This window comes from Brachyspira pilosicoli P43/6/78, from assembly GCF_000325665.1.
Lineage (GTDB): Bacteria > Spirochaetota > Brachyspiria > Brachyspirales > Brachyspiraceae > Brachyspira > Brachyspira pilosicoli.
The window spans coordinates 2402966-2424751 of record NC_019908.1; the positions used below are offsets into that span (position 1 = coordinate 2402966).

The window sequence follows — 21786 nt, forward strand, 5'->3', positions numbered from 1 at the left end:
CCTCAGAACGTAGCTACGGGAAAAGAACAATAAAAAAATTATAGAATATTATTGTTTCAATATATTGTAAAAAATTTTAATATAAAAAAGCAGCTATTAAAAAATAATAACTGCTATTAATTTACAATTTTTTAGTTACAATCAATATCCACATAATCACCTAATTTAAAATGATTACTAAAATCTGCATATTTATCTAGTGTTTTTCTTTTTATAAATTTTCCATGTCCTTTAGTGCCTACAAACTTATTATCCTTACATACAATTTTTCCTCTTGATATAACTGTATCAATAGAACATAAAAGTTCAATTCCTTCATAAGCAGTATAATCACAAGCCCCATGCATATTTGTTTTTGTGATAACTGATTTTTTATTAGGGTCTATTATAGTAATATCAGCATCGGCATTTGGAATAATAGCACCTTTCTCTGGATAAAGTCCATATATTAAAGCAGGGTTATAGCATAAAGTTTCAACGAATTTATTAATACTTATTCTTCCTTTCATAACTCCTTCAGAGAACATCAAAGGATATCTCTCCTCAACTCCGCCTGCACCATTAGGGCATTTAGTAAAATTATCTTTTCCTTTTATTTTATCTGTTTCATAATTAAAAGGACAATGGTCTGTTGCTATTACCTGAATATGTCCGTCTGCAATAGCTTTCCATAATCTGTCAGAGTCTTCCTGTTTTCTTAATGGAGGAGACATTACAAATTTAAGTCCGTCTTCTCTGTCATATTCTTTATCAGTTAAAACTAAATACTGAGGACAAGTTTCTGAAAAAATATTTTTGTGTCCCAAAGCTCTAGCATTAACTATTTCATCAACACTTTTTGCTGCAGAAGTATGAACTATATATACAGGAGCATTTCCCGCTATAACAGATAAATGTATAATTCTATTAACAGCCTCTGCTTCTGCTTCAGGAGGTCTGCTTATAGGGTGATAATGTACAGAAGTTTTTCCCTCTTCAACAAATTTCTTTTTTAAATATTCTACTACATAATGGTTCTCAGCATGAAAAGCAGAAACTCCATTAAGCTCTTTCATTTTTTTAAGTACACGCACAACATTATCATCTTCTATTTTATAGTTATAAGTTAAATACAATTTTGTACTTTGTAAGCCTTCTTCTTTTGCTAATACTTCAAGCCCATTAAGAACATCTTCATCAACATGCTGCAAAACTCCGTGAAAACTATAATCAATAACAGCCTTATTATCAGCAAGAGTATGATAATATTTTAATTGATGAAACACATCGCAGTCTTTAGGTCCAAAGCCCATATGATCAACTATAGTGGTAGTGCCCCCGCAAGCAGCGGCAACAGTACCAGTATAAAAATCATCAACAGCTCTGCCAATTCCTACATCTATATCCATATGCGTATGAACATCAATTCCACCAGGCATTACATACTTACCTGAAGCATCAATTATTTCTGCTCCTTCGCATTTTAAATCAGTACCTATTTTAGATATTTTTTCATCTTCTATTAATATATCAGCTTTATAAGTTTCTGAAGCATTAACTATAGTACCATTTTTTATAATAATTTTCATAGCACTTCCCTATAATAAAATAACAATTTAATTATACTAAAAATTTTATTAATATCAATTTATAAATTAATATATTATAGAAATTAAAGAATTATGATTATATTGACTGTGAATATTTTGTAATATATAATCAAATTGTATATATGGGGGTATATATGAAAAAAGTATTTGTTATATTATTCTTGTTTAATATTCTTTTGTATTCTAAAACTTTAGATGAATTGTTATTTTCTGCTGTAGAAGATAATAATATAAAAAAAGTTCAATCATATTTAGAGCAAGGTGCAAACTGTAATGCATTAGATTCTTATGATAGAACAGCTTTAATGAATGCTTCTGTAAGTGGATATAATGATATAGCAAAATTGCTTATAGAAGAAGGTACTGATGTCAATATTCGAGATAAAGCAGGTGCTACAGCATTAATGTATACTGCTAGAGATACAAATTATGAAATGGTTGAATTTTTATTAAAAAATGGTGCTGATGTAAACATTAGAGATACAGAAGGAGATACTGCATTATATTATAGTATTGAGCATAATAGTCGCGGACAAAAAAATGAAACAGAAAATGCTATAAAAATACTTAATTTATTAATAAAATACGGTGCTGATGTAAATACTAAAAACGATAAAGGAACATCTCTTCTTGATGTATCCTATAGAATTTCAGAATCTTTTGATAAAAATAAAGAAATGTTTAAAATATTAGTTGAAAATGGTTTTGATTTAGAGTCAAGAATAAAGGCGGATAGATCTGATTATGATTATACTCCTTTAATGATTGCTGTTTATAAAAAAGATTATGATATGGTTAAATATTTGCTTGATAAAGGTGCCAATCCTAATACAGCAAATAATGAAAAGAAAACTGCTTTAATGATTGCTATTGCTAATAATAATTTTGATATTTCAAAATTACTTATACAACAAGGTGCCAATATAAACACAAAAGATGAATATGGTTATACAGCATTAATGAGAGCTGCTATGATAGGAAGCTATGAAATGGTTAAATTTTTATTAGAAAATGGTGCCAATATAAATACTAAAGATAATGATGGAAACACTGTATTATATTATAATATTTACTATGCTGGTTATGGAGAAGAAGAAAGACTAGAAAATGCTAAAAAAATATTTAATTTATTAATAAAATATGGTGCTGATGTAAATACTAAAAACAATTATGGAGCATCACTTCTTAATATATCTTATAGAGCTTCAACAGCATTGGTACAAAATAGAGAAATGTTTAAAGTATTAGTAGAAAATGGTTTTGACTTAGAATCAAGAATAGATGGTGGGGAGCATTCTCCTGATGATTATGATTATACTCCTTTAATGATAGCAGCTGCAATAAATGACTATGATATGGTTAAATTTTTAGTTGAAAAAGGTGCTGATGTAAATGCCAAAACACATTCTGAATATAGCTCAGTAGAAACTCCTCTATTACTCTCATTAGATTATGAACATATTGAATCTAGATATGATGAAAATTCATCTGTTGCAGAATATTTAATAAATAATGGTGCTGATATAAATGTAACAAATGAGGATGGAGAGACACCTTTAATGTATGCTTCCAAACTTCATAATATAAAAGTGATAGAACTTCTAATACAAAAAGGTGCTGATATAAATGCTTTCAATAATTATGGAAATACAGCCTTAATATATGGTGTAAATAATTTAGAAACAGTAAAATTATTAGTTGAAAACGGTGCAGATGTAAACTTTTATAAAGGAGGAAGTACTGCTTTAATATCAGCATGTGAGTATAGTCATGAAAGAAATATAGATGTAATAAAATATTTAGTTTCAAAAAATGCCAATATAAATGCACAAGATAATAAAGGAGACACAGCTTTAAATAAAACTCTTGATACTTCAGATGAAGGCAGTATTGATATATTAGACTTTGAAATAGCTAATTTTTTAATAGAGCAAGGTGCTGATGTAAACATAAAAAATAAACGAGAATATACTCCTTTTATATATCTTGGTATGGGTGAAGGTAATTTTAATAATAAAAGTTTTCAGGAATATCGTATAAAATTAGCTGAAGTTTTATTAGAAAAAGGTGCAGATATTAATGCCAAAGATTATAATGGATACACTTCTTTAATGTGGGCTTGTGCATCATCAGGATCAAGGTTTGCTGAACCATATGTTAAATTTCTAGTAGAAAAAGGAGCCGATATAAATATAGAAGATAACCATGGAGATACTGCTTTAGATATAGCAGAGAATCTTAAACTTAGAAAAATTGTAAGTATTTTAAAAAAAGCTCAAAGAGCTCAAAGAAATAGAAACTAAATTTTTATAATTAATTTTCTAATTTTATATTTTAGTAAAATAAAAACTTATAGAAGTACAGAAAAGATACAATAATTTTTACAGATTAATGAATATGATAAAATAGAAGTATATTTATATGACAAATAATACTTGAGGAAGAAAGAAGATTAGGTATTTAATAAGGTTAAAAAATAAAGCTATAGTTAAAAATATTAATTTAAATCTTATCAGTGAATTAAAAGAATTGAGTATAGAAAAATATAAATAGTATTAGATATTAAATTAATTAACATATTTAAAAAATAAAAACCCCCTGCTTATTTCAAACAAGGGGAATCATTATATTTTATCAAGCCCAATTTTATGATAATTCATAATAAGCTTGAATAAATAAATAGATTTTTAGTTGTAAAAATATATTTTATGCTTATAATGTGTTTGGTTGAAGGGTATATAGGAAGGAGAATTAAAATCCTTCCATATATACTCTTTTATAATAAATAATAAATAATAAAAAACTATTATGAATTAAATCCTTTATTGCCAGATATAATTGTCGTTAACTGTAAGTGATAGTTTTATTTTAGATTTAATTGCTTCTACATTACTATCAAATACATATGAATCATTTCCAGGCTCTATCTCAAATGTTGCAACTAATGGTGAATTTCCACTAGCATTACCTCCTGTAAATATTGAACGACCTATAGTAGTTTTGATTTTAAATTTACTTTTATCTAGGCTCTTTAAGCTATTTAATACTTCAGTTTTTACATTGTCTGCAGAAACTCTACCAGAAGCACCTGTACTTTCTACAGATAATGTATCGCCTGAAAAATTTCCGCTAGAAAAAGTAAATATAGCGTTATTTACTGGTGAAGTTTCTGGTATATTTTTTAACCAAGCCTCTAAATCAGATGCTTTTAATATTGTTTTAGTTTCTTCAGGTTTTTTATTGCCTGTATCCTCTGTAGTGCCTGTATTTTCTGTAGTTCCACCTCCAATATCACCAGTACCAGTTGTTTTTTTGTTGTTACAGCTTATGCTGAGTAATGATAAAGCCATTACCATTACAAAAATGGATAAAATCTTTTTGTTCATAGTACGAACTCCTTTTAATAAATTTTTTTATTATAAACATTAATAATAATGTTTATTGCTGAATAATTGACATCAGAATATTGATTTATTATGTTAAGTATATTTGTGAAAATGATATTTATGTAATAATATACTTTTCTTAGTGTATTAATTAATTTATGCAACACAAAAAGAGTTTGCAGTTTTATTATAGTTAGTATATTTTTAGATTTTTTATTATTTAAAGAATACTGATTGCTGATTGCTGATTGCTGATTGCTGATTGCTGATTGCTGATTGCTGATTGCTGATTATCAGTTATATTTGAAGATATTCTTATATTGTTCATTATGAATATATAATATTACTTTTTTATTTTTATGTCAATATTTTATTTGTAATTTTTTCATATTTTTCATATTTTTTATAATACTTTTTAAAACATATATATGTAGATATATTTTCATTAATAAATTATATAAATAAAAATATCATCTTAAATAAAATAAAATTTAATAAATTCTCTTTTTTTAAAAAATAATGTTTATAGTTTATTCGTATGAACAAAGTAGTTTTCTATTTTGTTCATACGAATAAAATGAAATTTTTAAATACAATTTTAAGCAAGCATAATAAAAAAATAGTATTAAGTAATACTAATTATGTTTTAAATTAAGATAAATACATGTTTTTTGTATAAAATGTAGTTTTTATGAAGTGTATACGATGGATATAAACTCTTTTATACCAATATTGAAAGGTACCTTGCCTACGGCACGCAGAGCGTCGGTAAAAGAAGTGTGGTACCTTATGGGTACGCTTTGCAGGTGGCTAGTACCAACAAATAAAAAACTTAAAATTTTTATTTAAAAAATAAATTATCTATTATATAAATAGATCATAGCAGTAAGCACAGCTCCGCCCAAGTTTCTTGCCTTGTCTGAAATAGTAAAACAGTTATCATATTCAGATTTTCTAGGGTCAATATCTGCTATTTTTAATCCATTGTGTACTTTAAAACCATCTCTTATAATGCCTCGCAAAAGCCCTTCAAAAGGTGCTATTACTTCTATTTTTTTGTTATCGTTGTTTATATATGCTATAACTTCTTTTTCTCTCACAAAATCGCCTATGTTTTTTATGTTTTCAATAATGCCGTCAGAGCTTGCATGTATTACTCTTTCAGCTTCTTTGCCTCCAATGTTTCCTGGTATTCCTGTGTTTGGTATAGCTTCGCCTTCTAAATACATTCTTCCAAGATTGTGGCCTCTCATAGTTTCTATAACAATATCGCAGTCTTTGCCTGCAGTAAAACCAGGTCCTAATACTATAGTATATTTTGCCATAGATTTATTAGTGCCTAGATTTTTTTTAGCGATTATAGCATCAATTAAAAATGTTGGTTTTATATGATTTAATATTTCACAGTTAGGGTCAATAAGAATAGGAATTTCTTTATAATCTTTATTTGCAATTATATTAAGAGCCTCTTCATAGTTTTTTACAAGTACAGCTTCAATATCTTCTACTTTTGTTTTACCATCATAAACAGCTTCAGATAATGCAACCTTTCTTCTTATAGCAGAGGGGTGCTGCGTCTCTAATATAATAACTTTGAAATGAGCCTTATATAGAGAGTACACAACACCAGTAGCTAAATCACCAGCTCCTCTTACAATTACAAGTTCATTATTAATTAAACTCATAAATTATCTTGAATAAGGAGTATTTTTAAGCGGCAATTCTGTTTGGAACTCGCCGTTAAATTTATAATATGCCAAAGCAACAGCAGGGGCAGTAGGTATACTAGAAATCTCTCCTATACCAGTAGCACCATAACCATAAGGAACACCTTCTTTTTCTATAATAATAGATTCAACATCAGGTGTCTTATCAGCTCTGAATAATCCCAAAGTACCGAATTTTACTTTAGGAACACAATTTTCAAGCGGGAATTTTTCTGTTAAAGCATAACCTAAAGACATTACAACTCCGCCCTCAATCTGTCCTTCTAAAGCTATAGGGTTAATCGCTTTTCCTATATCATGAGCAGCAACTACCTTTTGTATTGTACCATCTTCATTAAGTATACATACTTGAGTAGCATAACTATAAGCCACGTGAGAAACAGGATTAGGTTTATCCACTCCCATTTTGTCAGTTATTGTGAGCCATTCTCCGTAATACTCTTTTCCTTCCAAGTCTTTTAAAGTTTTGCCGGAATCTAAATCTTTTTTAAGTTCTTCACAAGCTCTCTTACAAGCCTCACCTGTAATAAGTGTTTGTCTAGAACCTGAAGTAGTACCAGAATCTGGAGAAGTTGCAGTATTAGGCTGATGAACTATTATCTCATCATCATTTAAATTTAGAGTTTCACCTGCTATTTGATAAAGTACAGTAGCAATACCCTGACCAATACAAGAAGCAGCAGAATATACATTAACTTTTGAGTCTTTTATTAATAAACGAACTCTTCCAGTATCAGGAAGCCCAACACCCACACCAGAGTTTTTCAAAGAACAAGCTATACCTACATATTTGTTGTTGTAGAATATATCTTTAACAGCCTCTAATGTTTCAACAAGACCAGTAGAATCATCTGCTATTTGATAGTTAGGAAGTACCTGACCAGGACGAATAGCATTTCTGTATCTTATTTCCCAAGGGTCTAAACCGCACATTTCAGCAAGCAAGTTTATATTCATCTCTGTAGCAAAACAAGATTGAGGAACACCAAAACCTCTGAATGGTCCAGTAGGAGGGTTATTAGTGTAGAAAGATTTACCCTCTATATCTATAACATGATAATTATAAGGACCAGCAGCATGAGTACAAGCTCTTTGAAGTACAGGTCCGGATAATGAAGCATAAGCACCGGCATCAGTTATTAAAGTAGCTTTCATAGCTGTAAGTATACCGTTTTCATCGCAAGCAGTAGTCATATCTATGCTCATAGGGTGGCGTTTAGGGTGCCAGTTAATACTTTCTTGTCTTGTAAGTTTAAATTTAACAGGTCTTTTTGTTCTATAAGCCATTATTGCAGCATAGTGCTGAACGCTCATATCTTCTTTACCGCCGAAACCGCCGCCTACATACTTATTTTCTACTACAACCTTTTCAGGGTCTATTCCCAAAGCCATAGCTACTTCTCTTTTTGTATCATAAACACTCTGGTCGCTTGAATATACAAATATACCGTCACCATTAAAAGGCATAGCAACAGCAACCTCTGCTTCCATAAATGCATGCTCTGTCCAAGGAAGTTCATAATGTCTTGTAACTTTATATTTTGATTTAGCTATTACTTCATCAGCATTGCCTTTAACTAATCTTTCATGAGTAAGTAAATTGCTTTCTCTATCTTCATGAACTAAAGGAGCATTTTCTTTCATAGCTTCTTCAGGGTTTCTTACAAGAGGTAACTCTTCATATTCTATTTTTACTAAATCTCTAGCTTTTTTAGCAGTAGCTTCATCTTCAGCAACAATCAAAGCTAAACCGTCAGCAATAAATCTTGTAGTTTCGCCTTCTCCAATAAGCACGTCCCAGTCATGGAAAATATGACCAACTTTTTTTGCTCCAGGTAAATCTTTAGCAGTGATTATATCAACAACGCCTTTTAAAGCTTTTGCTTCGCTAATATCTATTTTTAATATTTTAGCTCTAGGGTATTTAGTTCTAACAGCAACACCATAAAGCATACCTTCTATTTCAACATCATCACAATATTCACCAATACCAAGTGCTTTTTCTTTAGCATCCACTCTTACAATGTTTTTATCGCCTAATTTTACTTTACCTTTGTATTCTTTAACATCAATATTTTCTCTAATCATTTTAGCTGCTAATTCAATAGCATCAATGATTTTTTTGTATCCAGTACATCTGCAAATATTGTTTTTTATAGCAGCAACAATTTCAAGTCTTGTAGGGTTATTATTTTTATCAATTAACCCCTTAGCACATATCACCATACCAGGTATACAGAATCCGCATTGCACAGCACCAGCAACTGCAAAAGCATGAGAATAAACATCTTTTTCTCTTTGAGTAAATCCTTCTATAGTTTGAACAGTCTTTCCTTGAAGTCTTCCTATAGTTTGTATACAAGCTTTAGTAGGTTTTCCATCTATTAATACAGTACAAGTTCCGCAAGCTCCTTCAGAGCAGCCGTCTTTTACTGATTTACATTTACAATCATTCCTAAGAACGTCCATTAATTTTCTATCAGAGTCAAAGCTCATTTCTTTGCCATTAATTATAATCTTGGCACTTTCACCCATTATTATACCTCCAATTTTAATAATATATTAACAAAATAAACATAACAATGAATTATAAAAAAATCCATTGTTATGTTATATATAAAATATAATAATTAAATTATTTTAATATTAAATATTTATAATTATTAAATACGCTATCAACTATGCTATAAACTCCATTAAAGTTTTTAGAACTTCCAGCTTTATAAGATTCTTCTTTGCCGTCAATTCTAAGTTTAGCATTTCCTTCTTTATCTAAGAATAAGAAACCATCATTTTTAGAGTTTTTCATATCATCTGCAGTAGCAAATAATGTAAACTTATCTTTATAAGGAGCAGAACTATAAGGACAGAATGTTTCACAGTTACCGCATTCATTACACATATAATCAACGTGTATAATTTGTGATATTTTAGCTCCGCCTTCAACTTTAATTGATACATTTGCTCTGTTAGGACAAACCTCTGTGCAGCTTTCACATATATAATCACAGCTTAAACATCTAGTAGCTTCAGGGTCTTTTGATACCTCTTTTAAGTTACCTTTTTTGCTGTAAGAAATCTCTTCAGTAGAAACAGAAGCTAAATCAGGAGCAATTGCTTTTCCTAAAATAGATTCAGCAACAACTCTAGCATCTCTTATAGCCTCAACTATAGTAGCAGCACCATATAAACCATCACCAGCAACATAAACATTTTTAATAGATGATTCATTATTAGCATTGCATTTTGGCTTGCCTTTATCATCAACATCTATACCGTTAGATTTATAGAAGTCAGATTCAATTTGCTCACCAATAGAAGCTATTACTGTGTTAGCAGGAACTTCTACTGTTTCATTAGTTTCAACAACGTTTCTTCTGCCTTTTTCATCATAGTCAGATAATTCCATTTTTTTACAAAGAAGTTTGCCGTTTTCTAATTTAACAGGTGCAAGTAGTTCCATAAACTCAACACCATCTTCTAAAGCTTCTTTTAACTCTTCTTCATGTGCAGGCATATATCTTTTAGTTCTTCTATAAACTAATCTAACATTTTTTACACCCTTATTTTTCTTAGCAGCACGAGCAGCGTCCATAGCAGTGTTACCGCCTCCGATTACTACTACATTCTCACCTAATTCAACATTACCATTAGTTTTATTGAATTCTTCTAAGAATTTAAGAGCATTCATAGATTCACCTGCTTCAAGTTTTAAAGGCATATTTTTATGAGCACCTATACAAACAATAGTGTAGTCATAATTTTTAGCAAACTCTTTTATATCTTTTATCTCTTTGCCAAGTTCAAATTTAACACCCATTTGTTTGCATAAACTTATATCATTTCCAATCTCTTCAGCTGTAATTCTAAATCTTGGTATAATATTAGCAACTACACCACCAGCTTTTTCTCTCTTATCAAATACTGTAACTTCCACTCCAGCACGAGCCAAGAAGAAAGCAGCAGAAAGACCAGCAGGACCAGCACCTATAACACCAGCTTTTTTACCTATAGAAGGAGCAGCTTTTAATGTGCCAATTACTTTGCTGTATCCAGCTTTAGCAGCTTCCAATTTGCAAGCTCTAATACTTACAGGCTCTTCATAGAATTGTCTAGTACATTTATCCATACAAGTATGAGGACATAATATACCAGTAGCAAATGGAAGAGCATTTTTCTCTATTATTACTTTGAAAGATTCTTCATATTGTCCTTTAGAATTAAGTCTTATATAAGTAGTTAAGTCTTGATGTATAGGACAAGTTTCCATACAAGGAGCTATATAACAATCAACTAAAGGCACTTTTTTATTAACTTTTCTGCTTGCAAGAGGTTTAATAGGCTTAACATGATGCTTGCTTTTTTTACCCCATTCAATAATTTTTTCTGTCTTAGCAACATCTACTTTTGTAAATGCCTTAGGGTCTTTAAGGTTTTTAGCTATTTGCTCTCCTCTTTGATAACCGCCTGTTTTTAAGAAAGTAGTAGCCATAGTTACAGGCCATATTCCTGCATCTATTACATCATTAATATTAAAATAATCACAACCACCAGAATATGATATTCTTAATTTTCCGTCAAAATCTTTACTTAATCTTGAAGCTACTGTCATAGAAAGAGGGAATAAAGACTTACCAGACATATACATCTCTTCAGATGGCAATTCTTTTTGCTTAACATCTACAGGGAATGTATTAGTAATTTTTACACCGAATGAGAGTGAATTGTCTTCAGCTAATTTTTGAAGTCTTTGAAGCATAGGAACAGCATCGCTATACTGCAAGTCATCATTAAAGTGGAAATCAGTAAATGATATATAATCATAACCCATTTCATCTAAAGTTTTTCTAGCATAATCATAACCTAAAAGAGTAGGGTTACATTTTACGAATGTGTTCAATTTTTTTTCTGTAATTAAATAAGAAGCTATTTTCTCTATTTCTGTAGGAGGACAGCCATGAAGAGTAGATAATGTAACAGAATTACAAATATCAGCATTAATTTTATCAATATCTTCTTTTTTGAAGTTTTTAAATCTGCTTATATTATTAGTAAGCCATTCTTTACATTCTTTGAATATAGGAGTGTTTGAAGCATTTTTCATGCCTTCAATAAAGTTATCAATTTTTTCAGTTTTAATGCCTTCATAATCATAACCAACAGACATATTAAACTGAAAACCGTCCATCTCTCCTAAATCCCATTCTTTAGCAATTACTTTTAAAGCAACCCAAGCCTTAACATATTCATCAAAAGCTTGAGGTACATAAAGCTCAGTAGACCATTCACAGTTATAACATTCATCATTAGCAGTGATACAAGGTTTAGCAACACATTTGCTTAATTCTTCACCGTCCATTTTTTGTACTGTTTTAAGTTCAAAGAATCTGCTTCCTGTATAATAAGCAGCTATTATATTTTGAGCCAACTGAGTATGAGGTCCTGCAGCAGGTCCTATAGGAGTTTCTAATTTTCTTCCAAAAATTTCATAATATTTAGCTTTATCAGCTTTGAATGCCCTTGAAATACCAAATACCTTACCAGATTTTTTTTCTTCCAAAACCCAGTTCATAAGGTTTCCAAAAGGAATAGGGGTCATTACATCACTCATTTATAATCCTCCAATTATATTAATTAATACTGTTTTAAAAAATTTAGAGTAATGGAGCAAAATACACCCCATTACTTGAAATATAATATATTTAAATTATTTGTTAATTTGTTTCCAAAGTTTAGCAGACTCTTCTCTTATTTTAGCATAAGCAGCATCTTCATCAATTTTTGTAAGTTTTCTGTCTCTCATCAATACTTCACCGTTACAAACAGTAGTATTAACATGTCCTCCGTTCATACCAAATAATATATGTCCGTTTATGTTTTTATCGCTTAATTCTGTGTAATTTTTATAATCCATAATAATAACATCAGCAGCAGCTCCCTCTTTAAGTACGCCTAAAGGAGTATCGAAGAATCTATTAGCTATTTTAGCATTATTTTCAAATAGCATTGTAGGTAATTCGCCCCAAGCAGCATTAGGGTCGCATAAATGATGTTTATGAAGTACATTAGCAACTTTGTATGATTCTATCATATCATGAGTATATCCATCAGTACCTAAGCCTGTTAATATGCCTTTTTTCATCAATTCCATAGTAGGAGGACAGCCGCAAGCATTACCCATATTAGATTCAGGGTTATGAGAAGTCATAGTGTCAGTTTCTTTTATTAAATCCATTTCATGAGGATTAACATATATACAATGTACAAGTAAAGTATGAGGACCAAGCACTTTCCAATCAAACAATCTATCAACCACTCTTTTTCCATGGTCTTTAAGACAAGCATGTAAATCTTCTATACCCTCAGCAACGTGAATATGGCAGCCTATACCATCTGGTAAATCTTTCATACAAGCTTCCATAGTTTTGTCAGAAATAGTGAAAGAAGCATGCATTCCCATCATACCTTTAATCATATCTGTTTTATCAGCCATAGCATGCTTAATAAAGTCAAGATTTTCTTTAATAGAAGCCTTAGATTTAGCCTCTCCGTCTCTGTCAGAAACTTCATAACATAAAGAAGTACGAACTCCCATAGTTTTAGCAGCTTCTTCTATAGCAAACAATGAGCCTTCAATATGCCCAAAGCTAGCATGGTGGTCAAATACTGTAGTAACACCATTTTTAATAGATTCTATATAAGTAGCCATTGCACTTTGTTTAGTTTGCTCTAAAGTAAGATTTCTATCTATAGTCCACCACATACCGTCTAATATTTCTAAAAAGCCTTTAGGGTTATAACCATTTATGCTGAAACCTCTAGCCATAGCAGAGTAAATATGTTCATGAACATTTATAAATGCAGGCATAATAATGCTTCCTTTAGCATCTATAAACTCAGCATCTTTATATTTTGCTTTTAAATCTGAAGTTTTGCCAACTTCTTTAATTAATCTTCCATCACAAAGAACTGCACCGTCTTCTATAAATGGTTTAGCAGAATCTCTAGTTATTAATTTACCTCCGCCTATTAATAGCATATATTCCCCCTAAAATTTCATATTTTTATAATTTATAATCTATATTTTAATAGGATATTAAAAAAAGTTGATTTGTCAACGAATTTGTATAAAAAATTCAAAAATTTTTAGATTTTTTGTTGAAAATCTAAAAAAAATTAGTATACTATAAACGTATCAATTAATGAAGTTATAGATTTTAAGTATATAGTAGCTTTTTATAGGATATTTATGAGTTCTAATATAATACTAGAGACTTTAGTAAGCGTGGCACATGGTATAGCAAGGCAATTTGGCAACAATTGCGAAGTTTGTATTCATGAATTGAAAGAGGAAGATTTAGAGCATACAATTCTTTTTATCATTAATGGCGGTATTACAGGCAGAAAAGTAGGCGAAGGTGCTTCAAATGTAGTATTAAAGACTATAGAGAAAATAAAAAAGGGAGAACCTATAGTTGACCATTTATCTTATCTTACAAAAGCATCAAATGGCAAAATATTAAAGTCTTCAACAGTATTTATAAAAGATATGGAAGGAAAATATAGATATATACTTTCTATAAACTTTGATATAAGCAGTTTTATTCCATTTAAGAGTGATTTAGATTTATTGCTTCAAACAGAAGATAAATCTAAGCTTGAAGAGATACCAAACAGTGCTCAGGAATTAATGGAAAAGCTTATATTAAAAAGTGAGGAATTGATAGGAAAACCTGCTTCTATAATGAATAAAGATGAAAAAATAAAGGCTATAAAATTTTTAAATGACTCTGGAGTATTTTTAATAACAAAATCCGGAGATAAAGTATCAAATCATTTTGGAATAAGTAAATTCACTCTATATAATTATATAGATTCAAAAAAGGAGGAAGTAAATGAGTGAGCTTAAATGGGCAGAAAATAAAATGCCTAAGTCAGATGACAAAAATTTACCAATAATGTCTATTGAGGAAGTAAAGAAGGCAAAAGCTTTTCATCAAAGTTTCCCTCAATATACACAAACACCATTATCTGAATTAAAAGAAATGGCAAAATATTTAGGTTTAGGAACTATAAAAGTAAAAGATGAGTCATATAGATTTGGTCTTAATGCTTTTAAAGTATTAGGCGGTTCTTACTCTATGGCTAGATATATAGCTCAAAAAATGGGAAAAGATGTAAGCGAATTCCCTTATGATGTATTAACTTCAAAAAAATTAAAAGATGAGTTCGGTCAAGCTACTTTCTTCTCAGCTACAGATGGTAACCATGGTAGAGGAGTTGCTTGGGCTGCTAATAAATTAGGACAAAAATCAGTAATTTTTATGCCTAAAGGCTCAACAGAAACAAGATTAAAAAACATTCAAGCTGAAGGAGCTACTGCTACAATAGAAGAATATAACTATGATGAATGTGTTAGAAAAGCTGCTGCAGAAGCTGCAAAGGTTCCTAATGGAGTAGTTGTACAAGATACTGCTTGGGAAGGCTATGAAGAGATACCTGCTTGGATTATGCAAGGTTATGGTACTATGGCTTTAGAAGCTGATGAGCAATTTGGCGAAAGACCTACACATGTATTTGTACAGGCTGGTGTTGGTTCTTTAGCTGGTGCTATGGTTGGATATTTTGCTAACAAATATAAAGATAATCCTCCTGTAATGGTTGTAGTAGAAGCTGAAGCTGCTGCTTGTTTATATAAAGGTGCTGTAGCAGGAGACGGAAAAATAAGAATAGTTGAAGGCGATTTAAATACTATTATGGCTGGACTTGCTTGCGGTGAGCCTAATATTACTTCTTGGGATATACTTAAAAATCATGCTGATTGTTTTATAGCTGCTGAAGATGTAGTTGCTGCAAGAGGTATGAGAATGCTTTCTGCTCCATTAAAAGGAGACCCTCAAGTGGTATCTGGTGAATCTGGTGCTGCTCCTTTCGGTGCTTTGGCTACTATAATGCTTAATGATGAATATACTGAATTAAGAAAAAAATTAAAACTTGATTCTAATTCTAAAGTATTATTATTCAGCACAGAAGGCGATACTGACCCAATTAGATGGAAAAATATTATTTGGGAAGCAAAAGAGAGATAATAATTTTTTATATATATATAATTTTAGGGAGAAATAAAAATGAGTGCTATTTCAAAAGAACAATTTGAACAAATAAAAGCAAAAGCAGAAGGCTATAAAGCTGATATGACTAAGTTTTTAAGAGATTTGGTAGCAATTCCTAGTGAATCTTGTGAAGAAAAAGGTGTAATTGAAAGAATTGCTGAAGAAATGAAAAAAGTAGGATTTGACAAAGTTGATATCGATCCTATGGGTAACGTTTTAGGTTATATGGGTACTGGTAAAACTTTAATAGGTATAGATGCTCATATAGACACAGTTGGTATAGGTAACAAAGACAACTGGAAATTTGACCCTTATCAAGGTTATGAAAACGATATCGAAATAGGCGGTAGAGGAACTTCTGACCAAGAGGGCGGTATAGTTTCTGGTGTTTACGGTGCTAAAATAATGAAAGATTTAGGTCTTTTAAGCGACAAATATCAAGTTGTTGTTGTTGGTACTGTACAAGAAGAAGACTGCGATGGTTTATGCTGGGAATACATCTGTAAAGAAAGCAAAATTAAACCTGAGTTTGTAATTTCTACTGAGCCTACTGACGGCGGTATCTACAGAGGTCAAAGAGGTAGAATGGAAATTAGAGTAGATGTTAAAGGTATTTCTTGTCACGGTTCTGCTCCAGAGAGAGGAGATAACGCTATTTACAAAATGGCTGATATACTTCAAGACATCAGAAGCCTTAACGAAAATGATGCTAAAGATTCTACACCTATCAAAGGTTTAGTAAAAATGTTAGAAGAAAAATACAATCCTCAATACAAAGAAGCTAACTTCTTAGGAAGAGGTACTGTAACTGTTTCTCAAATATTCTACACTTCTCCAAGCAGATGTGCTGTTGCTGACTCTTGTTCTATTTCATTAGACAGAAGAATGACAGCTGGCGAAACTTGGGAAAGCTGCTTAGAAGAAATAAGAAACCTTCCTAATGTAAAAAAATATGGTGCTGAAGTATCTATGTATAATTATGAAAGACCATCTTGGAAAGGTTTAGTTTATCCAATAGAATGTTACTTCCCAACTTGGGTAATACCTGAAGACCATGCTGTAACTAAAGCTTTAGAAGAGGCTTATAAAGGTCTTTATGGTACTGAAAGAATTGGACCTACTCCAGAAATAGAAAAAGAAAGAAAAGCTCGTCCGCTTACTGACAAATGGACATTCTCTACTAATGGTGTATCTATAATGGGAAGAAATGGAATACCTTGTATAGGTTTTGGTCCTGGTGCTGAAGCTCAAGCTCATGCTCCTAATGAAATTACTTGGAAACAAGATTTAGTTGTATGTGCTGCTATGTATGCTGCTGTACCTACTATATATTGTGCTAATAAATAATAAAAATATTAATTAAATAAAAATAAAAATAAAAGGATAGAAAAATATGGGTATACAAAAATATATTTCAAAACTCGATAGCCTTGAATTTGGAAAAATGTATAAAAATGACTTTTTCCTTACTTGGGACAAAACTTTTGATGAATTACAAGCTGTTTGGACTGTTGCTGATGCTTTAAGATTTTTAAGAGAAAGCAACATATCTACTAAAGTTTTTGATTCTGGTTTAGGTATTTCTTTATTCAGAGATAACTCTACTAGGACTCGTTTCTCTTTTGCTTCTGCTTGTAACCTTTTAGGTTTAGAAGTACAAGACTTAGACGAAGGTAAAAGCCAAATCGCTCATGGTGAAACTGTTAGAGAAACTGCTAACATGGTATCTTTCATGGCTGATGTTATAGGTATCAGAGATGATATGTATATTGGTAAAGGTCATGAATATATGAAAGAAGTTTCTGAGTCTGTAAGACAAGGTTACAATGATGGTATATTAGAGCAAATTCCTACTCTAGTTAACTTACAGTGTGACAGAGACCACCCAACTCAAATGATGGCTGACTCTTTACACTTTATCCACGAATTAGGCGGATTAGAAAACTTAAGAGGTAAAAAAGTTGCTATGACTTGGGCTTATTCACCTTCTTACGGTAAACCTCTTTCTGTACCTCAAGGTGCTGCTGGTTTATTCACTAGATTAGGTATGGACGTTGCTTTAGCTTATCCAAAAGGTTATGAGCTTATGCCTGAAGTTGAAGCTATTGCTAAGAAAAATGCTGAAGCTGCTGGCGTTAAATTAACTATCACTAATGATATGGACGAAGCTTTTGAAAATGCTGATGTTGTTTATCCTAAATCTTGGGCTCCATTTGCTGCTATGCAAGAGAGAACAGACCTTTATGGTAAAGGCGACACTGACGGAATAAAAGCTCTTGAAAAGAGATTATTAGAGCAAAATGCTAAACATAAAGATTGGTGCTGTACTGAAGAAAAAATGAAGAAAACTAAAGACGGAAAAGCATTATACTTACACTGCTTACCTGCTGACATTAATGATGTTAGCTGTAAAGATGGTGAGGTTGCTGCTTCTGTATTTGACAGATATAGAGTACCTCTTTACAAACAAGCTAGCTACAAACCATATGTTATAGCTGCTATGATTTTCTTATCTAAATTCAGAGACCCTCAAGCTATATTAAGCAAATTAGCTTCTGACGGCAAACCAAGAGTATTTGGTTATTAATAATTAAAAAATATAATGGTAAGTGTCTATAAATAATAGTGCTTACCATTTTATATCTTTAATATTGTGAAAAAAGGAACTTTTTTGATAATATTAAAATTAAATTAATTTTGTTTTTAGGATATAAAAATGGAAAATAAAAAAAGAATAGTTATTGCTTTAGGCGGTAATGCTTTGGGAGATACTCTTGCAGAGCAAATGGAAGCTGTAAAAATAACTGCTAAAAACATAGTAGATTTAGTTGAAAATGGCTGTGAAGTAATAGTAGCACATGGTAATGGTCCTCAAGTTGGATTTATCAATAATGCTATGAATGAATATACTAATAATCATAATACTGGAAATCCTATACCTTTATCAGTATGTGTTGCTATGAGTCAGGCTTATATTGGTTATGATTTACAGAATGCTATTATGGAAGAGTTTTCTAATAGAAATATTACTGTTCCGCCAATAGCTACATTAATTACACAAGTAGTAGTTGATGAGAATGACCCTGCTTTCAAAAACCCTACAAAACCTATAGGTCAATTTATGACTAAAGAAGAGGGTGAGGCTAAGGCTAAAGAATTGGGCTGGACAGTAAAAGAAGATGCAGGAAGAGGATACAGAAGAGTTGTTGCTTCTCCTAAACCTGTTGCAATTGCAGAAAGCACTGCTATTAAAGCTATGCTTAATGAAAAGGCTTTAGTAATTTGCTGCGGAGGAGGCGGTATACCTGTTGTAAAAAGAGGCAATCATTTAAAGGGTATGGCTGCTGTTATAGATAAAGACTTTGCTTCTGCTGTACTTGCTAAAGAACTTGATGCTGATATGCTTATCATTTTAACAGCTGTAGAAAAAGTTGCTATTAACTTTGGTAAACCTGATGTTAAATGGCTTGATTCTATGACTATAGAAGAAGCTAAAAAACATTGCGATGACGGTCAATTTGCTCCTGGTTCTATGCTTCCAAAAGTACAAGCTTGTATGCAGTTTGTTGAAGCTACTGGAAAAGAAGCTATGATTACTTTGCTTGAAAAAGCTAAAGATGCTATTAATGGAAAAACTGGTACTAGAGTAAGAAAATAATTTTTTTGTTAATTAAACTAGGTTTCTTATTTAATTATATGTAACCTAGTTTAATTAAATAATTTGATTTCCTTTGATATGATTGTTATAAATAAATTTGATATTGAAAAATTTTTTTTATATACTATAAAAGGCTATTTAAAAAAATAGTTAATACTCTTTATTAAAGGATAATTTTTATTTATGAAAACTTTTATTAAAGAATTAAAAACATCTGTTCCTAGGGTAGACGCATTAGATAAAATAACAGGAAAGACTAAATATTTAAATGATATTGATTTTGGAAATGAAGTTCTATATGCCAAAATTGTGCATTCCACAAAGGCTAGAGCTAAAATATTAAAAATCAATATACCAGAGCTTCCTGATGGTTATTTTACTGTTGATTATAAAGATGTTCCTGGTAAAAATGCTGCTACTATGATTATATCTGACTGGAAACCATTTGCTGAGGATACTGTAAGATATATTGGAGAGACGATACTTCTCATTGTAGGGCCTGACAAGAATATAGTATATGATATAGCTGAAAAAGTAAAAATAGAATATCAAGATTTAGAGCCTGTATTGAATATTGAAGATTCCAAGAAACTGCTTGGAGGTGCAATATACGGTGATAACAACATATTTATTTCATTCAATGCGGGATATGGTGATGTTGATGAGGCATTTAAAAAAGCAAAGACTATAATAGAAGAAACTTATTATACACCATATCAAGAACACTTATATATGGAAGTTAATGGTGCTGTTGGAGTATGGGAAAACGGTAAAGTATCAATTTACTCTTCAACACAATGTCCATATTATGTACAAAAGGCTGCTTCTCCTGTGCTTGGCGTTGAAGATGTGAGGGTAGTAGCTCCGCCTATTGGGGGAGGATTTGGAGGAAAAGAACATTATCCAGATGTTTTAGCTTCAGTAGTTGCCGTTGCTGCTAACAAAGCCAAAAAAACTGTAAAACTTATATTAGACAGACAATTTGACATGGCTTATAGTGTAAAAAGACAGCCTGCTCAAATAAAAACAAAAATAGCTCTTGATGAAAATAATAATATTACTGCTCTTGATGTTGTATCAGACATGGACGCTGGTGCTTATGAATCAAGCTCAAGGGTTATTATGCAAAGATGTACTTATACTGCTGCCAATGTATATCATTTTCCTAATGTTAGAGTTGTAGGAACATTATATGCTACCAACAATGTACCTAGCTGTGCATTCAGAGGATTTGGCGGACCTCAGGCTATATTTGCCATAGAAAGAACTATGGATAATATTGCAAAAAAAATAAATGTTGATCCTATAGAACTTAAAAAGAAATATTTCGTTAAACAAAATGACCCAACAATAACAGGAGGTATATTCCACGATAATATAATACTTCCTAAAATGCTTGATTTAGCTTTAAAAGAATCTGATTATGAGAGAAAATCCAAAGAGTATAAAAACTCTATGTATAAAGGAATAGGAATATCTTGTTTCTTGCATGGATGTGCTTTTACTGGAAGCGGTGAAAGAGATATAATAAAAGCTAAATTAAAATTAAAGAAAAAAGGAAATAAAGTAACAATACTTACTTCAAATACAGAAATAGGTCAGGGTCTTCATACTACATTTAGAAAAATAGCTTCATACAATTTAAATATTCCATTAGAAGATATTGACATAGCTGAATATGATACTGACATTGTTCCAAATACTGGTCCTACTGTAGCTTCACGTTCTGTGATGATAGTAGGATATTTGATACAAGAGGCTTCTAAAAAATTAAAAGAAAGATGGAACGAGTCTGATGAAATAGAAATAACAGAAGATTATAAACACCCTACGCATTTAGTAGATTGGGATACTAATACTTTAAGGGGAGATGCTTATCCGAGCTATGGACTTGGAATAAATGTTGTTGAAGTGGAAATAGATAAATACACATTAGAAGTAAAGATTGTAGGAGTATGGGCGGTATTTGACTGCGGATATCCTATAGATGAAAAGATTGTTGAGGGGCAGATAAAAGGAGGAGTTGCTCAGGCACTTGGCTGGGGAGCTTTAGAGAAGATAGTAAATAAAGATGGAAAATTCCTTCAAGTAAAGATGTCAGATTATATGATACCTACTTCTTTGGATTTGCCTGAAATAAAAACTTATATAATGTGCGAACCTTATCAATATGGACCATTGGGTGCTAAGGGAATAGGGGAGATAACTTTTGACGGTGCTGCTAGTGCTTATGCTTCTGCTATGGAAAATGCTTTGAAACATCATTTTACAAGCATACCTATATTACCAGAAAATATTGCGGAGGTGTTGTGA

At 31.2% G+C, this 21786-nt stretch carries 13 protein-coding genes; 7 read left to right on the top strand and 6 right to left on the bottom strand.

Annotation, left to right across the window (positions count from 1 at the left end):
• Nucleotides 1-131 precede the first annotated feature (131 nt).
• Nucleotides 132-1568 carry a dihydropyrimidinase gene (gene hydA / locus BPP43_RS10785; RefSeq protein WP_015274945.1) on the bottom strand — a complete coding sequence of 479 codons (1437 nt, stop codon included), beginning with the start codon at nt 1566-1568 and terminating at the stop codon, nt 132-134.
• A 155-nt stretch (nt 1569-1723) separates the two neighbouring features.
• Here hydA and BPP43_RS10790 point away from each other — a divergent pair, with 155 nt between their 5' ends.
• Nucleotides 1724-3892 (top strand): ankyrin repeat domain-containing protein, encoded by a 2169-nt coding sequence (locus BPP43_RS10790; protein WP_015274946.1) that lies wholly within the window; start codon nt 1724-1726, stop codon nt 3890-3892.
• A 519-nt stretch (nt 3893-4411) separates the two neighbouring features.
• On the opposite strand, the gene BPP43_RS10795 is transcribed toward BPP43_RS10790, so the two are convergent.
• The 5 genes from BPP43_RS10795 to ssnA form a co-directional block, all read right to left on the bottom strand.
• Nucleotides 4412-4975, bottom strand: a complete 564-nt coding sequence (locus BPP43_RS10795; RefSeq protein ID WP_015274947.1) for a hypothetical protein — start codon at nt 4973-4975, stop codon at nt 4412-4414.
• Nucleotides 4976-5832: 857 nt separating this feature from the next.
• Nucleotides 5833-6660 carry a selenium-dependent molybdenum cofactor biosynthesis protein YqeB gene (gene yqeB, locus BPP43_RS10800; RefSeq protein WP_015274948.1) on the bottom strand — a complete coding sequence of 276 codons (828 nt, stop codon included), beginning with the start codon at nt 6658-6660 and terminating at the stop codon, nt 5833-5835.
• Between the two features lie 3 nt (nt 6661-6663).
• Nucleotides 6664-9237 carry a selenium-dependent xanthine dehydrogenase gene (xdh, locus tag BPP43_RS10805; protein ID WP_015274949.1) on the bottom strand — a complete coding sequence of 858 codons (2574 nt, stop codon included), beginning with the start codon at nt 9235-9237 and terminating at the stop codon, nt 6664-6666.
• Nucleotides 9238-9337: 100 nt separating this feature from the next.
• Nucleotides 9338-12313 (bottom strand): putative selenate reductase subunit YgfK, encoded by a 2976-nt coding sequence (gene ygfK / locus BPP43_RS10810; RefSeq protein ID WP_015274950.1) that lies wholly within the window; start codon nt 12311-12313, stop codon nt 9338-9340.
• A gap of 96 nt (nt 12314-12409) precedes the next feature.
• Nucleotides 12410-13741, bottom strand: coding sequence for a putative aminohydrolase SsnA (gene ssnA, locus BPP43_RS10815; protein ID WP_013243679.1), 1332 nt, complete (start codon nt 13739-13741; stop codon nt 12410-12412).
• Between the two features lie 210 nt (nt 13742-13951).
• Here ssnA and BPP43_RS10820 point away from each other — a divergent pair, with 210 nt between their 5' ends.
• The 6 genes from BPP43_RS10820 to BPP43_RS10845 all read left to right on the top strand — a co-directional run bounded on the left by BPP43_RS10820 (nt 13952) and on the right by BPP43_RS10845 (nt 21786).
• Nucleotides 13952-14605, top strand: a complete 654-nt coding sequence (locus BPP43_RS10820; RefSeq protein WP_013243678.1) for a helix-turn-helix transcriptional regulator — start codon at nt 13952-13954, stop codon at nt 14603-14605.
• Complete coding sequence (gene dpaL / locus BPP43_RS10825) at nt 14598-15791, top strand: diaminopropionate ammonia-lyase (protein WP_015274951.1); 1194 nt, start codon at nt 14598-14600, stop codon at nt 15789-15791. Before BPP43_RS10820 ends, dpaL begins: the two co-directional genes overlap by 8 nt.
• Nucleotides 15792-15830: 39 nt before the next feature.
• A complete protein-coding gene (locus BPP43_RS10830) occupies nt 15831-17162 on the top strand; it encodes a YgeY family selenium metabolism-linked hydrolase (RefSeq protein WP_013243676.1) in 1332 nt (443 codons plus the stop codon).
• A 46-nt stretch (nt 17163-17208) separates the two neighbouring features.
• Nucleotides 17209-18402, top strand: coding sequence for a knotted carbamoyltransferase YgeW (gene ygeW / locus BPP43_RS10835; RefSeq protein ID WP_014933668.1), 1194 nt, complete (start codon nt 17209-17211; stop codon nt 18400-18402).
• A 129-nt stretch (nt 18403-18531) separates the two neighbouring features.
• On the top strand, nt 18532-19473 hold the full coding sequence (arcC, locus tag BPP43_RS10840; protein WP_013243674.1) for a carbamate kinase: 942 nt from the start codon (nt 18532-18534) through the stop codon (nt 19471-19473).
• Between the two features lie 183 nt (nt 19474-19656).
• On the top strand, nt 19657-21786 hold the full coding sequence (locus BPP43_RS10845; RefSeq protein ID WP_015274952.1) for a xanthine dehydrogenase family protein molybdopterin-binding subunit: 2130 nt from the start codon (nt 19657-19659) through the stop codon (nt 21784-21786).

Excerpts from the sequence above, each read along its gene's own strand:
- yqeB (WP_015274948.1), bottom strand. The coding sequence starts at position 6,660 with ATGAGTTTAATTAATAATGAACTTGTAATTGTAAGAGGAGCTGGTGAT.
- hydA (WP_015274945.1), bottom strand. The coding sequence starts at position 1,568 with ATGAAAATTATTATAAAAAATGGTACTATAGTTAATGCTTCAGAAACT.
- arcC (WP_013243674.1), top strand. The coding sequence starts at position 18,532 with ATGGAAAATAAAAAAAGAATAGTTATTGCTTTAGGCGGTAATGCTTTG.
- xdh (WP_015274949.1), bottom strand. The coding sequence starts at position 9,237 with ATGGGTGAAAGTGCCAAGATTATAATTAATGGCAAAGAAATGAGCTTT.
- BPP43_RS10795 (WP_015274947.1), bottom strand. The coding sequence starts at position 4,975 with ATGAACAAAAAGATTTTATCCATTTTTGTAATGGTAATGGCTTTATCA.
- ssnA (WP_013243679.1), bottom strand. The coding sequence starts at position 13,741 with ATGCTATTAATAGGCGGAGGTAAATTAATAACTAGAGATTCTGCTAAA.
- BPP43_RS10790 (WP_015274946.1), top strand. The coding sequence starts at position 1,724 with ATGAAAAAAGTATTTGTTATATTATTCTTGTTTAATATTCTTTTGTAT.
- BPP43_RS10845 (WP_015274952.1), top strand. The coding sequence starts at position 19,657 with ATGAAAACTTTTATTAAAGAATTAAAAACATCTGTTCCTAGGGTAGAC.
- dpaL (WP_015274951.1), top strand. The coding sequence starts at position 14,598 with ATGAGTGAGCTTAAATGGGCAGAAAATAAAATGCCTAAGTCAGATGAC.
- ygfK (WP_015274950.1), bottom strand. The coding sequence starts at position 12,313 with ATGAGTGATGTAATGACCCCTATTCCTTTTGGAAACCTTATGAACTGG.
- BPP43_RS10830 (WP_013243676.1), top strand. The coding sequence starts at position 15,831 with ATGAGTGCTATTTCAAAAGAACAATTTGAACAAATAAAAGCAAAAGCA.
- BPP43_RS10820 (WP_013243678.1), top strand. The coding sequence starts at position 13,952 with ATGAGTTCTAATATAATACTAGAGACTTTAGTAAGCGTGGCACATGGT.
- ygeW (WP_014933668.1), top strand. The coding sequence starts at position 17,209 with ATGGGTATACAAAAATATATTTCAAAACTCGATAGCCTTGAATTTGGA.